Here is a 13651-nt window from a genome sequence, read left to right as displayed (position 1 = left end):
GGGTTAATTTTTGGATACAACATACCAGTAGGTATGCGAATGTTATATTTGATAGTACACAGTAAACAAGGGAGTGATAAGATGAAAGTTGAACGGCGTATTAAGAAATTCGACAAGCAAGCCAACATGTATGATAAAAAAAGAGAGAAGCTCGAGCTCGCAAGTTACCGCAAAAGCTTGCTGGGTTTTGCCAGAGGTCACGTATTGGAGCTGGGTATCGGGGCGGGAAGCAATTTGCCTTTTTACCGTTCAGACGTGAAGCTGACGGCGGTGGATTTCAGCCCGGCCATGCTTGAAAAAGCTAAATTGGCAAATGAAGCGCAATACGGGCTGGAAGCGGAATATATTCAAGGAGATATCGACGCGATAAGCCTTGAGGAAGACGGGTTCGATACTGTCGTATCCACACTCTCTTTGTGTGCTTACAGCGATCCCGGTAAAGTGCTGACTCATATAAGCCGGTGGTGCAAGCCGGAAGGGCAAGTACTATTACTGGAGCATGGCATTAGCTCGAACAAATTCCTTGCTGCTGCCCTTAAGGTTACCGATCCTTTAGCTTATCGGATCGCCGGTTGCCATTATAACCGCGATATTATGAAGTTAATTGCGGAGTCACCGCTCGAAGTGATTAAAGCGGAGCATTACATGTCCGGGATGCTTCATTTAGTCTGGTGCAAACCGGGATCAGCCGTTTTGTTGTGAAGCCGTTTCCTGAAGTGATATACTTTTGCTGTCAAGACGAATACATAAAGATAAAGGAGCGATAACCCAAATGTATAGATCGATCAATGACTTTTTGGAAGACTGGAGCCAAGAGGAGGCTCTCACGCTCAAGGTGCTTGAGGCGCTTACAGATGATTCCCTGAAACAATCCGTCTCGGCCGCACAGCCAAGATCGCTTGGAGATTTGGGATGGCACCTGGTTGGCAGTCTGGATATCATGCTTGGTGCTGCAGGGCTGGTCATCGCCGGTCCGGAATATAAGCTGCCTACTCCTGAATGTGCTTCTGACATCGTTCAAGGTTATCGCCAAATGAGCGATGCTGTTACTAATGCGCTAAAACAGCAATGGAATGACGAGAAGCTGTCACAGGGGATTCTGTTATTCGGTTTTATTGATACGACCTACGGCGGTGTACTGAAAACCGTGGTACGTCATCAAATACATCACCGGGGGCAAATGACGATTCTTATGCGTCAAGCCGGCGTGGTACCCCCGGGCGTTTACGGCCCTAATGAAGAAGAGAGCGCGGCGATACGGGCTGCTAAAGGCTAATCATAGACTAATGCAATGAATTCAGGCCATTGGAGAGGTTGATAAGGATGAGAGAGCGGATTCAAGAAATGGAGCGGGAGGAGCAGGAGCTTCAATTTCGTCAATTTACGAATGAGACGGCGCTTGAAGTCGGACTGGCAATCATTGAGGAGGCCAAGAGCCGGGGGAAGAGCATTACGACGGAAATATACCGCTCGGGCCAGCGTTTATTCGCTCATGCCATGGAAGGCACGTCGAAGGACAATGAGGATTGGATTCGGCGGAAGAACAATGTGGTAAACCGTTTCGGAGAGAGCTCCTGGCACGTCGCGCTGCGGTTGCGGGAAGAAGGGAAGTCCTTGGATCAGGATTACGGCTTGCCGATTGAGGATTATGTGGGCGCCGGCGGCGGGTTTCCGCTTATCATTGAAGGGGAAGGACTGGCTGGTACCATCACGGTATCGGGTTTATCCGACCAAGAGGACCATGACCTGCTTGTGGCGGCGTTAAGAAGTATTAGGGTTTCTGCAACTTAACCGGGACGACTTTTTGAACAACCTCAAAAAGATTCAAAAATTAGGTTTACCTCTGACCGATAATTTGATAATATTATCGCAATATCAAATGCGATGAAGAGAGAAGTAAATAAATCGAATTCTTTCTCAGAGAGCTCCTGTTGTGCTGAAAGGGAGTAAAGAATGGTTTATCGAAAAAAGACTCAGAGCAGCACACCGGAACCGAATAGATCGGGGATGCTGTGCCAGGAGCTCCTGTTACAGAGCTAGAGTATAAGCATTGAGATTCAATGCCGTACTTGAAGAGGTCAATATGGCGACATATTGGCGAATCTAGGGTGGTACCACGGGTATACAATATCTCGTCCCTAAGACTAATAAGGTCTTGGGGGTGGGTTTTTTTTATTACTGTAAAGATAAGGAAACTTAGCAAGCGTGCATCATATAGTACACTAAATCTTATTTGAAGGGATTTGAATAGGTTATGTCGCAAAAGCTGAAAGTCGGAATTGTGGGCGGAACGGGTATGGTGGGCCAGCGGTTTATGCAGCTTCTGGATCAGCACCCTTGGTTTCAAGTAACGTCGATCGCCGCGAGCGCCAATTCTGCGGGCAAAACTTACGAGGAAGCCGTGCAAGGCAGATGGAAGCTGGCCGGGCCGATTCCTGAAGAAGTGAAGAATATCGTAGTCCAAGATGCTGCTCAAGTAGATAAAGTTGCCGGAGAGGTCGATTTTATTTTCTGCGCCGTTGATATGAAGAAAAATGAAATTCAGGCCCTTGAAGAGGCTTATGCCAAAACAGGTACACCGGTTATCTCCAATAACTCGGCACACCGCTGGACACCTGATGTCCCCATGGTTATTCCCGAGGTGAATCCAGGCCATATTGAAGTCATCGCTGCACAACGGAAACGACTGAATACTTCGACCGGATTTATCGCCGTCAAGCCGAATTGCTCCATCCAGAGCTACGTACCGGCGTTGAACGCGCTGCTCGCTTACAAGCCGACTACTGTGGTTGCCTCCACGTATCAGGCGATCTCCGGCGCCGGCAAGAACTTCACCGACTGGCCGGATATGCTGGATAACGTGATTCCCTATATCGGCGGAGAGGAAGAGAAGAGCGAACAGGAACCGCTTCGTATCTGGGGAAGTGTTGCAAACGGAGAGATTGTTAAAGCAAGCTCGCCTTTAATTACAACTCAGTGTATCCGTGTTCCTGTAACGGACGGACATTTGGCTACAGTATTTGTATCTTTTGAGAAGAAGCCTTCGAAAGAAGAAATTCTTCAGCTGTGGCAGCAATTCAAAGGACGTCCGCAAGAGCTTGAACTGCCTAGCGCGCCAAAGCAGTTCATCACCTACTTCGAAGAAGAGAACAGACCTCAAACGAAACTGGACCGTGACATTGAGCGCGGCATGGGTGTCTCTGTGGGAAGATTGCGTGAGGACTCTCTTTACGATTATAAATTTGTCGGTTTGTCCCACAATACTTTGCGCGGAGCTGCCGGTGGTGCCGTATTGATCGCCGAGTTGCTTAAAGCGGAAGGATACATCCAGCCAAAAGCTTAAAACTTGAAATGCCGAACAAGGAATATTTAGCGAAATAGCTATCGTTGGCTAATTCATCCATCAGAATATGTAAAAGGGGCTTTCTCCAGGACATCCAGGTGCCGGAGAAAGCTCTTTTAGTATCGTTGTTCCCGCTCATAGAAACCCAACGGATTTAACTGCGTAATAAGATAAGACATGAATTTAAATCGCCGAATAAATCCTAAAGAGAAGTTGAGGTAATTCATCGAATGAATGAGTTATATACAGAGCGTGCCGATGCGGGATACCAGCGTGCTGAGCGGAAAGCTGAAGAATATTTTACATCGCTCTACAAGCAAGTAACGGAGAAAACATACGTATCCGCCCTGACGGAAGATTTCCACTTATGGAAACGAAACCATATCCACCGTCCTGCCTGGCTGTCACTTTTCTCGCGGAAGAACAACAAGCCGGATTCTAAAGATTACCACAGATATATCAGTTGGTTAAATTATACAGGGAAGCTGGACGATTACTTAGAGCGGAGCGTTTCCTATATTTATATGAGGGATCTGGGTAAAGCCCTGGATTCCGCGCATACGCAGACCCGGATTCAACGTGTAATTGACGACGTAAAGAAGTTATTGCTCCGTTCCAATGATGCAAGCCGCGGATTTCAACCGGATTTTATAAGTTTATCCGGGATGTACCGATGGGCTCAAAAGGAAGGTGTAGAGAGCGCGGCGATCTGGGTGATCCATAAACTGAACCAAGTGGCCATACATATTCCGAAGGAAATGAACGCTGAGCATGCCCAGCGCAAATTAATCAAAATCATGATCGGGGTCATTATGCACGCGATCGAAGAGATGGATGAGGACACTACTGCTATCGAACGTGCACGAAGACTAGATGCCGCGATCCGGCTTGGTTATTCCTACGGCCTGACGTATCCTTTCATAGACGATCTATTGGATTCCGGAGCCTTGGATGCCGAGGAGAAAAAGCAATATACTTCACTGATCCGCCGCGCGCTGCTTACCGGGACTGTGCCCGAGCCTGGCGAATGGTCCGGAAGTAATTCGGAGACGATGCAGTATATCCACTCGGAGCTTAGTGAAGCTTTTGAGTGTATTAAGGCTTATCAGGAGCCGGAAATGCAGCAGACATTTTTCGAGCTGTCGTACATGTTTTTTCATTCCCAGGAACTGGACCGAGATAAGGAGCTTTCCCATGCGGATTATACCAATGAAGAGCTGTACATCCCCGTCATTTTGAAATCTGCTGCTTCCCGCCTGATCGTCCGCTCGGTCATAAGCGCGCCCGAAGACGAAGGGTTTGATCAACGATCGTTCTATTACGGAATCTATAATCAGCTGGCGGATGATTTTGCGGATATGTTTGAAGATATGAGAGAGGGTGCGGTTACCCCTTATACCTATTATTTAAAGTACCGTGATAGCCGTCCTGATCTGATTAATCCGTTTGAATTATACTGGGCGGTCATCTCTAATTTGATTCATAATGTCTATCATAATGACGCCAAGACCAGAGAAGTGATATTGGACCGGGCCATTAACGGATTAAAACGCTGCAAGGCTCGTCTCGGTTTGGCAAAATATACTGAAGTTATGGATATATTCGCTTCCGGAAACCCGGCATTCTATCGTCTAGTGGAGCAAATGGTTACAAAAGCGGAGGATGTTGACTTCTTAGACAAACTGCTTCGGGACCAGATGGTTAATGTTCTAATCAACGACCGGAAGGAAAAAGAATACTTTGCAGAGACGGTCAACAATGTCCGCGAGCAAATCAACAATCTGATGCGGATTACAAAGACCAGCGGGATGGCCCCGATTCAAGAGTCTCTAATCGATGCAGCAAATTATAGTCTCGAAGGGGACGGTAAGCGATTAAGGCCGATATTGGCTTGGGTCATGGGTGTAAACGAATATGGACTCTCTGCATCGGCAATCGAGCCGCTGCTAAGATCCTTGGAATATATGCATACCGCGTCTCTGATTTTTGATGATCTGCCTACCCAGGACAATGCCTCCTCACGTAGAGGACGTCCAACACTGCATCAGGTGCATAATAGCGCCACGGCTGAATTAACAGGTCTGTTTCTGATCCAGAAAGCGATCCAGGAACAAGCGTCGCTGCAGAAGTTCGATCCCGAAACCGTACTGGAGCTGATCCGATATTCTTCTCAAAAAGCAGGGGAGATGTGCATGGGGCAGGAGATGGATTTGCATTCAAGAGGAAAAGCTTTGACCCTGGAGCAATTGAATCGGATGTGTTTTTACAAAACAGGTATTGCCTTTGAGGCTTCTCTCGTAATGCCGGCTATTCTTGCTCAGGTGAAAGAGACGGAAATTGAGATTCTGAAAAAGTATGCTTACCATGCAGGCATTGCCTTTCAGATCAGAGATGATTTGCTTGATTTTGAAGGAGATACGAATTTGCTCGGAAAGCCTGTCGGCAAGGATGCCCAAAACAATAATTCGACATTTGTGAGCATCCTTGGCGTGGAAGGAGCCAAGCAAGAAATGTGGGAGCATTACTGCCTAGCCATGGAATCGTTACAAAAGATGCCCCGTAGCCCCGTTTTCCTAAGGCATTTATTGACTTATATCGTAAGTCGGAACAGTTGAGACAGCCGGAAATCTCTTTCACGATTTTGTCATCTTCCAGCTCGTTATATTATGGTATGATCATTGGGAATAATTTACTCTATGAACAACATTTTTATAGAAAGGGTGTTTAATATGCAGAGAAAACCAATAATTATAGGCATTGGATTGGTAGCCGTGGCCCTTGGAGTCTTCTTATTTACGGGGGGCAACGAAAAAACAGTGAAGAATGAAACTGCGAAAGACATCAAGCAAATGGTCCAGGATTACAGCCTGCGCAAAATCACCGCTCAATCGGCTTCCATCACTTCGCAGCAACTGATCGTGACTGCCGAGAATTCAGCCAAAACTACGTATGACCTGCCTGAAGATGAGTTTTTTGTATCGATAGCTCCGTTCGTCGAAAATACCCATCCTTGTGAAATTCACAGTTTGACGGGATGCCAAGGCGAAATGGTTGAGCAAGAGTTTGATATCAACGTTGTCGATGAGAAAGGAAAGACCGTTCTGAATCAAAAGATGAAGTCTCAGTCCAACGGTTTTGTAGACCTTTGGCTTCCTCGGGATCAAACCTATCAAGTAACGATCGAATATGACGGGAAGACGGCGAAGTCCGAGGTCTCCACGTTTAAAGACGATAACACTTGCATTACGACCATGCAATTAAGTTGATTTTTTTCTTCGGAATTTCCCTCGTACCAGCGCCAGTAGCAAGTAATATAAGGGGATACTGTTGATGATTACCCAAAATGCGATAAAGCCGAGCTCGGAAAGATCCTTTTGATATTGCGTCGTATTTTGGGAATATTGAAAAGCGGCAACGGTCGCGGTCCCGGTTAGTATGGATATTAGCGGCCGGGTCTCCTTTAACTTGAAAAGATGACCGAGGCAAGAAACCCCGACATAAACGAGGAACGCATCGTGAATGATCATGGATATAGCCCAAATCCCGATAAATAGGGGGTCGGCATTGCCTAGCAGCCCGGTAAAGGAAGTTCCTCGGATTAATTGCAATATCGGGTATTTGACCTGACTCCCGTAATGAACACCAAAATTGAGCAGGACGAGCAGCCAGGTCAATAGTACGGCAACCGTGACCATCGTATTGGCCAGCAAAAGGTTCCGAAGCGTATTTTTGTCAAAATTAAGGTGGGGAAGGAGAAAAAGGAATATAAACCATTCTCCGATCCAGGAAATGACACTAAGCACATCCGTAAACAAGTTGGTAAAATTACGGTGGTTCAGCAAGGCGGGCAGCATCTGATAGTCCGCATCGCCGATGAATAGCAACAGCAAGAAGAGAACCCCTATGAGGATGAGGATAAAGGTACCATCCGCAATATAGATAAGGGTTGAGAACCCCCACCGGGCCGTAATCATAATCACCAAGCCGACCAACAGCAGAATGAACCATGGGGGCGTATCTTTCATATAGATGGAACCGTAAAACAAGGTGAACTGTTCCATATCCAAGGATACATAATAGATGCTCCAAAATGAGAGCAGGAGCAAAACTGCCCTATGTCCCCACTTACCTGCGATTTGTTCCCCGTAAACGACCCAGCTTTGCCCCGAATTTGAAGCTAATTTGCCTACGAAGTAGGTGCAGGAAATAAGCACGACATTGACGGCCCCTCCAATGAGCATGGCAATCCATCCCTGATAGCCGGATGTACTGATTAACGGCGGAATCATAAAAGCGAGCGGGATGGTGAGCATATAAATGCTGGAAAACCGGAATGTTTGAAATGATGTCGTTCGCATTTATGCACCATCCTTATTTATTGTCGTTGACTAGCACGGCGGAGTTAAATCCATCCTAACAAGTACAAGATAAAGCGATTCGGATTCGGCCACCAGGAAATGAAATTAGCCCCGATGTTCCAGACGAGCGTAAGAGAGAAGAGCCACCAGAAGGCTTTCTTTCCTTGAGCAGGCTTATTATGAAGCTGTTTCCATTCGAACAGGGCGATAGCCGCAAAGCAGATTGCCAGCATCGGACACCTCGCTTTCTCAAGCGATAAACTCTTTTTCGAAAAGTTATGGCTTGTTCGTAATCACGGATATTTCGACTTTGCTTTCCGTTTGAATGTGCTCACGGTCCTTATAATATTCCGGCCAATTCTCCCGGACCTTCCTCCAATAATCGGGGTAGTTCCATTCGAGAAGCAAACCAAGCCTCAGCACATCGGTGCCTAGTATTTTGGACTTATGAAGCGCGGAATTCAGTTCTTTATCAACTTTGACATTCAGCAGTTCGGTAACAATTCGTGATAGTTCGGTATCGCTGCGCTGCTTCGCATCTTTCTTGTAAACTAAACTACCTACACCTTTTAGATGGATCGTGAATACCGGGCCTTCCCGGGTCATCCTTACTTTTCGCTCGGCTTTCAAATTATAGAACAGCACGCTGGCCCGGCTGCTGCCCCCGTCCCATTCGACGGTGTAGGCCTGTTTTCTTAATCGATCCGCTGCCCATGCTATAGTCCGTGCTTCATTGGTAGGCAGGGTTCCCGTCATTTTATCATCCTGGTATAGAGCTGTTCCCTGAATTCCTGCCCAATTTTCCTTCTTTTCATTTTCGCTGGGCAACGCTTTGGCTTGGATCGACATATAATTCGTAGCAAAACCGACCTTGGAATAGTGCGCGATCAGAGACTCTTTCACTGTGGTTGTATACAAGGTGCGCTGCAAACTCATTCTCCGTAAAACTTCCGAAGGCATTTGTTCATACAGGGGTACCAGTTCGGCAATCTTTCTGGCTTTGCCAGGAGCCGTGATGAGAAAAGAGCTGATATGGAAAGTGGGCTCCCGGTCCGCCCAATCCAGTAAATCTCCGATGCCGGCCTCGGCATACTCCCGGCCGATTACCACAACACTGGTATGTCCGAAATTGATTTGGCGGCTAAGATCCTTCTGGATTAGTCGTATCGTGTCCGGCACCGATTCTCCGGTTTTGGAAATCATGGCATAAAATCTCCCGTTTGAAGATCCGCTCCCGGCTTGCTGGCCGGACATCATCCGGTTGGGCAATGGACTGCTGATCGTCACCTCTACGGTTCCGGGTTGATCTCCTTTATCGATATATAGGGCAAATACAAAGACTTGTTCATCGACTTCCAGTTTGGACCAGCATCCCGAGAGCAAGAAGAGGGGGAGAAGAATCAACGGCCACTTTAAGCGTGTCATTTCGATTTTTGTCTCCTTAAGTTCCGGTTCGCATACGAGGTCGGTCTGGACTTCATTTCAGGGGAAGGAACGCGGACAAAAACATCCTTCCAGTCGCTAAGAACTAGCGGGGCAAGAGGTTGCATGTATGGCGTACCGAACGAATTCAGATTCACGAGATGCCCGAAAACAATGAAGGTCAGGATAAACACACCAAAGAGACCCGTCGTTCCCCCGATGATCAGAAGCGGAAATCTGAGCAATCGAAGCGCCAATCCCATTTCGAAGTGGGGAATGATATAGGAGGCAATACCGGTTATAGATACGACAATGACCATTGGCGAAGATACGATCCCGGCTTGTACGGCCGCTTGTCCGATAACGATTGCCCCAATGATGGAAATGGTTTGGCCCACCGGTTTGGGAATCCGGGTCCCCGCCTCACGCAGGCCTTCAAAGGTCAGCTCCATAATAAAGGCTTCCGTCAAAGCGGAGAAGGGAATGTTCTCCCGCGCCGCGGCGATGGTCAGAAGAAGATCGGTAGGGATCATTTCAGGCTGGAACGTGGTGATCGCGACATAGAGTGAAGGAAGCAGCATGGAAATAACGCCGAAGAACATTCGGACCATACGTACCCAGCTTGCGGCCATATAGCTTTGGTAATAATCTTCCGAGGATTGCATCAGCGAAAATAGCGTAACCGGTACGAGGAGTGCGGAAGGCGTTCCATCCTGCAAAATGCCGACCCTTCCCTCCAGCAGGGAAGCAGCAACGGAGTCAGGACGCTCCGTATACTGGAACTGGGGAAACGGCGTGTGATTGCCTTTTTTCATTTGCTCAGCCGTGTAACTGATGCCCAGAACACCGTCGATGGATATGGCCTGGATTTCCTTATCGAGCTCCTCTACAATGTTGGGGTCGCACAACCCTTCGATATACACGATATAGATTATCGTTTTCGAATATTTCCCGGCTTCGTATCGGATCGTTTTAAGATCCGGATGCTTGATTTTATGTCTTAGCAGAGAAAGATTTGTGGCTATGTCCTCGATAAAGGCCTCTTGTGGGCCAATGACCACCAATTCGTTTTTGGATTCCGATACCGCTCGTTTTTCATACTTTGCCAAGTCGAACAGATAGATTTTTCGGGCATCGTTGAAACAAAAAAGCGCTTTGCCCTGGACCAATTGATCGATCGCTTCCTCTAGGGTGGCCGCGGGAACATAGGGAAGAGGAAATAAGGTGCCCTGATCGAGCCGGGCGGCCAGTGATTCCCAATTATCCGCCTTTCCGGCTTGTTCGATAAAAACCTTGGAGACTTGGTCTTGTAATATAGGTATATTTATGATGGACTCGATATAAATCAGGGCGCAGGAGTGGCCATGGATCAGAAAATGCTGATACACGACATCCTCATTTGCCGACAACTGCTCCTTGATTTGTTCGAGAATTGAATTTTGATTATTCATGATGTTTCATTGCTCCTGACACAAATCGGGATTCTGTTCTTTATAGGGTGCCGGGAAATATTAGAAGTTATTCAGGTTACGAGACGTTGAAATTACAAATGGGTTCATGTTATGATACAACTACTTTAATGACTGGAGTTGAAGAGGATAATGTAGATTTCTTGCTAAGAAATAAAACAAAAAAGCGATCTTTTTCGCAAGTTTTATTTTGTTATGCAAGAAAGTTACTTTACCTTTTTAACTCAACGGTATATCCTGATCTGACTCCGGTACTGGGGGCGGATTTGCTGTATATTTTTGAGCTACAAGAAAGTAACTTTCTTGTAGCTCTTATTTTTTTGTACAGGAGGTTATATTTCATGTCATTAATAAATGTTTCGAAACTGACGTTTGCCTATGAGGGCAGTTATGACAATATTTTTGAGAAGGTTAGCTTTCAAATCGATACCGACTGGAAACTAGGGTTTATGGGAAGAAACGGACGCGGGAAAACTACATTTCTAAACTTATTGCTTGGTAAACATGAATACAGCGGAACGATTTCGGCCGATGTCCAGTTCGAATATTTTCCTTACGTTGTTGAGAACAAGGAGAATCATACCATTGATGTCATCGAAGAGATTTATCCGGACTATGTTCACTGGGAACTCATGCGGGAATTATCTCTCCTTCAGGTGACCGAGGATGTGTTGTACCGGCCGTTCGAATCATTATCCAACGGAGAGCAGACGAAGGTGTTGCTGGCAACCCTTTTTCTCAAGGAAAATCGGTTCTTGTTAATTGATGAACCTACTAACCATCTGGACATGAACGCAAGAAAGCTTGTAAGCGAATATCTCAACAGCAAGAGCGGCTTTATTCTGGTGTCTCATGACAGAGCGTTCCTCGATCACTGCGTAGATCACATTTTGTCCATCAACAAGACAAACATCGAGATCCAAAAAGGGAACTTTTCCGATTGGTGGGAAAATAAACAGAGACAAGATCAATATGAGTTAGCCGAGAACGATAAGCTTAAAAAAGATATCAAACGTTTGTCGAAAGCGGCAAAGCGAACGAGCGACTGGTCTGATGAAGTGGAGAAAAGTAAGAACGGGACCAGAAATTCCGGTTCCAAGCTGGATAAAGGGTACGTAGGCCATAAAGCGGCTAAAATGATGAAGCGCTCGAAATCGATGGAACAGCGACAGCATTCCGCAATTGAGGAAAAGTCAAAGCTTCTTAAAAACGTGGAGAGCTCCGATAACCTGAAGATTTCGCAGCTTGTTTATCATAAGAATCAGCTTGCCGAGCTTGAGCATATTTCGATTTCTTACGGAGATAAGACGGTTTGCGAAGATATAAGCTTTACGATTGAGCAGGGGGAGCGAATCGCGCTGGAAGGGAAAAACGGCTCCGGTAAATCCAGCATCATCAAACTGATCTGCGGTGAGGACATCCCATATTCGGGCACGTTCAGAAAGGGAAGCCAGCTTAAGATTTCCTATGTGTCGCAGGATACCTCTCATTTACAAGGCAATCTAACGGACTTCGCCAGAGATCAAGATATTGATGAGAGCTTGTTCAAAGCGATTCTAAGAAAGCTTGATTTCTCCAGAATTCAATTTGAAAAGGACATGTCCGCATTTAGCGGCGGCCAGAAGAAGAAGGTATTAATCGCAAAAAGTCTCTGCGAGAAAGCCCATCTGCATATTTGGGATGAGCCGCTTAACTTTATCGACATTTTTTCACGCATGCAAATTGAAGAATTGCTGCTTGAATATTCACCGACACTGCTGTTTGTGGAGCATGATCTTGAATTCTGCAACAATGTGGCAACGAAGGTCGTAAAGCTTTAATTGGTACAAAATGAATCCCTTTCATCCCTTTAACAAGACAATTATTATTGTCCTGACGTGGATGAAGGGGACTTTCTTTATTGGAGAGAATTTGATTTTTATAAGAAAATCAGTTATCTTGGTTATAAAGTATCTTGATGGTCAAGATATTATATTGAAAAGAGGAGCGCTGTCCTTTGTCCATTGAGAGGCAAGATCATGTTACAGAATTGCAGGAAGCCTTCACACTTCGTATGCGCGGGTTAGGAAACCGAACCATTCTCTATCAGCAAAATGTGGCCAGCTCTTTAGGGCTATACAATAATGATTTCTTATCTATCGATATCCTGCATGAAAAAGGTCCTATCACTGCGGGGGAGCTCGCGAAACTAACCGGACTTACAACAGGGAGCGTTACCGCATTAATCGATCGACTCGAAAAAAACGGGTTTGTTCGCAGAGAGCAAGACCCTAACGACCGAAGAAAAGTAATTATCGTCCCATTGTACGAAAATAATGAAGAGGTTCGAAAAACGTATCTTGCGCTTCACGCCGCCATGGTCAAATTGGCCTCCTCTTACAAAGTAGAAGAGCTTGAGCTCATAACGCAGTTTCTAAGCAAAGCCAGTACCTTATTGGAGGAGCAGATCCGGGATCTCCAATCGAATCCACGCGGCGAAACTTCTTCTTAATGGTTTTCATCGACATTAAATGAGATAGGATATGGAGGTTATTTTATGGCAGTGCTGGTTCTTTACGCTACAAAAACAGGTGCGGCAGAACGATGCGCAAAAGTATTAACGGATGAACTTCCACAAAGTACGATGTGCAATATCGAAATGGACAAGCCAGATCTTGGGCAATTTGATGGAATTATTCTCGGTGCCGGAGTTAGAGATGGCAAGATATACAAACCGATCCGTGATTTTATCAAAAAAAATCAGGACGAACTGCTGAAGAAGAAAATGGGGTACTTCATTTGCAATGAGAAACCGAAGGAAACCGAAGCGATTATTGAGCGAAACATTCCCGTCGGCTTAAAGGATTCGGCAGTCTGCATCGATTCGTTTGGTGGGTATAAAGCCTATGCAGCACCTAAGGAAGGCACCGACCTGTACAAGGGAATTTTCGTGGATCGAATCAAAGCTTTTTCCGATAAATTCGTTACCAGTACTCCTGATGAATGATATGAATATGTAATAACCTACAGCCCCATCAGAGATTTCACAATCTTTGACGGGGCTTTCTTTGTTAAACTTG

The 13651-nt window shown here is 46.1% G+C and carries 13 protein-coding genes and 1 other annotated feature; of the genes, 9 read left to right on the top strand and 4 right to left on the bottom strand.

Going from position 1 to position 13651, the window contains the following annotated elements:
* Nucleotides 1–81 precede the first annotated feature (81 nt).
* From KJS57_RS14360 to KJS57_RS14335, 6 genes are all read left to right on the top strand, one after another.
* Nucleotides 82–702: a class I SAM-dependent methyltransferase gene (locus tag KJS57_RS14360; RefSeq protein ID WP_213655324.1), complete on the top strand. Its 621-nt coding sequence runs from the start codon at nucleotides 82–84 to the stop codon at nucleotides 700–702.
* Between the two features lie 70 nt (nucleotides 703–772).
* Nucleotides 773–1276, top strand: a complete 504-nt coding sequence (locus KJS57_RS14355; protein WP_213655323.1) for a DinB family protein — start codon at nucleotides 773–775, stop codon at nucleotides 1274–1276.
* 47 nt (nucleotides 1277–1323) lie between these two features.
* Entirely contained in the window at nucleotides 1324–1791 is a 468-nt protein-coding gene (locus KJS57_RS14350; protein ID WP_244861541.1) for a heme-degrading domain-containing protein, read from the top strand.
* An 84-nt stretch (nucleotides 1792–1875) separates the two neighbouring features.
* Nucleotides 1876–2143: a binding site (T-box leader), on the top strand.
* A 111-nt stretch (nucleotides 2144–2254) separates the two neighbouring features.
* The gene (asd, locus tag KJS57_RS14345; protein ID WP_211020381.1) at nucleotides 2255–3343 is read left to right on the top strand and encodes an aspartate-semialdehyde dehydrogenase; all 1089 of its coding nucleotides are present in this window, start codon (nucleotides 2255–2257) and stop codon (nucleotides 3341–3343) included.
* Nucleotides 3344–3573: 230 nt separating this feature from the next.
* Entirely contained in the window at nucleotides 3574–5958 is a 2385-nt protein-coding gene (locus KJS57_RS14340) for a polyprenyl synthetase family protein (RefSeq protein WP_213655321.1), read from the top strand.
* Between the two features lie 114 nt (nucleotides 5959–6072).
* Entirely contained in the window at nucleotides 6073–6609 is a 537-nt protein-coding gene (locus KJS57_RS14335) for a CueP family metal-binding protein (RefSeq protein WP_213655320.1), read from the top strand.
* Here KJS57_RS14335 and KJS57_RS14330 read toward each other — a convergent pair.
* From KJS57_RS14330 to KJS57_RS14315, 4 genes are read right to left on the bottom strand one after another with little or no spacing between them, the layout of a single operon-like run.
* Nucleotides 6601–7701, bottom strand: coding sequence for a GerAB/ArcD/ProY family transporter (locus KJS57_RS14330; protein WP_213655319.1), 1101 nt, complete (start codon nucleotides 7699–7701; stop codon nucleotides 6601–6603). The two genes, KJS57_RS14335 and KJS57_RS14330, sit on opposite strands and share 9 nt — an antisense overlap.
* Nucleotides 7702–7745: 44 nt before the next feature.
* A complete protein-coding gene (locus KJS57_RS14325) occupies nucleotides 7746–7934 on the bottom strand; it encodes a hypothetical protein (protein ID WP_211020386.1) in 189 nt (62 codons plus the stop codon).
* A 43-nt stretch (nucleotides 7935–7977) separates the two neighbouring features.
* Entirely contained in the window at nucleotides 7978–9126 is a 1149-nt protein-coding gene (locus KJS57_RS14320; RefSeq protein ID WP_213655318.1) for a Ger(x)C family spore germination protein, read from the bottom strand.
* Nucleotides 9123–10574 (bottom strand): spore germination protein, encoded by a 1452-nt coding sequence (locus KJS57_RS14315; RefSeq protein ID WP_213655317.1) that lies wholly within the window; start codon nucleotides 10572–10574, stop codon nucleotides 9123–9125. The genes KJS57_RS14320 and KJS57_RS14315 overlap by 4 nt, the downstream gene beginning before the upstream one ends.
* A 359-nt stretch (nucleotides 10575–10933) precedes the next feature.
* Here KJS57_RS14315 and KJS57_RS14310 point away from each other — a divergent pair, with 359 nt between their 5' ends.
* From KJS57_RS14310 to KJS57_RS14300, 3 genes are all read left to right on the top strand, one after another.
* On the top strand, nucleotides 10934–12412 hold the full coding sequence (locus KJS57_RS14310) for an Lsa family ABC-F type ribosomal protection protein (protein WP_213655316.1): 1479 nt from the start codon (nucleotides 10934–10936) through the stop codon (nucleotides 12410–12412).
* 176 nt (nucleotides 12413–12588) lie between these two features.
* Nucleotides 12589–13083: a MarR family transcriptional regulator gene (locus KJS57_RS14305; RefSeq protein WP_373316823.1), complete on the top strand. Its 495-nt coding sequence runs from the start codon at nucleotides 12589–12591 to the stop codon at nucleotides 13081–13083.
* Nucleotides 13084–13128: 45 nt separating this feature from the next.
* On the top strand, nucleotides 13129–13578 hold the full coding sequence (locus tag KJS57_RS14300; RefSeq protein WP_213655315.1) for a flavodoxin domain-containing protein: 450 nt from the start codon (nucleotides 13129–13131) through the stop codon (nucleotides 13576–13578).
* Nucleotides 13579–13651: the final 73 nt, after the last annotated feature.

Origin of the sequence: Paenibacillus vini (genome assembly GCF_018403325.1) — a bacterium.
GTDB classification, from domain to species: domain Bacteria; phylum Bacillota; class Bacilli; order Paenibacillales; family Paenibacillaceae; genus Fontibacillus; species Fontibacillus vini.
The sequence above is the reverse complement of the archived record's forward strand: the minus strand, read 5'-3'. Positions and strand labels throughout refer to the sequence as shown.

Coding starts and splice junctions, on each gene's coding strand:
- KJS57_RS14360 (WP_213655324.1), top strand. CDS start 82: ATGAAAGTTGAACGGCGTATTAAGAAATTCGACAAGCAAGCCAACATG.
- KJS57_RS14355 (WP_213655323.1), top strand. CDS start 773: ATGTATAGATCGATCAATGACTTTTTGGAAGACTGGAGCCAAGAGGAG.
- KJS57_RS14350 (WP_244861541.1), top strand. CDS start 1,324: ATGAGAGAGCGGATTCAAGAAATGGAGCGGGAGGAGCAGGAGCTTCAA.
- asd (WP_211020381.1), top strand. CDS start 2,255: ATGTCGCAAAAGCTGAAAGTCGGAATTGTGGGCGGAACGGGTATGGTG.
- KJS57_RS14340 (WP_213655321.1), top strand. CDS start 3,574: ATGAATGAGTTATATACAGAGCGTGCCGATGCGGGATACCAGCGTGCT.
- KJS57_RS14335 (WP_213655320.1), top strand. CDS start 6,073: ATGCAGAGAAAACCAATAATTATAGGCATTGGATTGGTAGCCGTGGCC.
- KJS57_RS14330 (WP_213655319.1), bottom strand. CDS start 7,701: ATGCGAACGACATCATTTCAAACATTCCGGTTTTCCAGCATTTATATG.
- KJS57_RS14325 (WP_211020386.1), bottom strand. CDS start 7,934: ATGCTGGCAATCTGCTTTGCGGCTATCGCCCTGTTCGAATGGAAACAG.
- KJS57_RS14320 (WP_213655318.1), bottom strand. CDS start 9,126: ATGACACGCTTAAAGTGGCCGTTGATTCTTCTCCCCCTCTTCTTGCTC.
- KJS57_RS14315 (WP_213655317.1), bottom strand. CDS start 10,574: ATGAATAATCAAAATTCAATTCTCGAACAAATCAAGGAGCAGTTGTCG.
- KJS57_RS14310 (WP_213655316.1), top strand. CDS start 10,934: ATGTCATTAATAAATGTTTCGAAACTGACGTTTGCCTATGAGGGCAGT.
- KJS57_RS14300 (WP_213655315.1), top strand. CDS start 13,129: ATGGCAGTGCTGGTTCTTTACGCTACAAAAACAGGTGCGGCAGAACGA.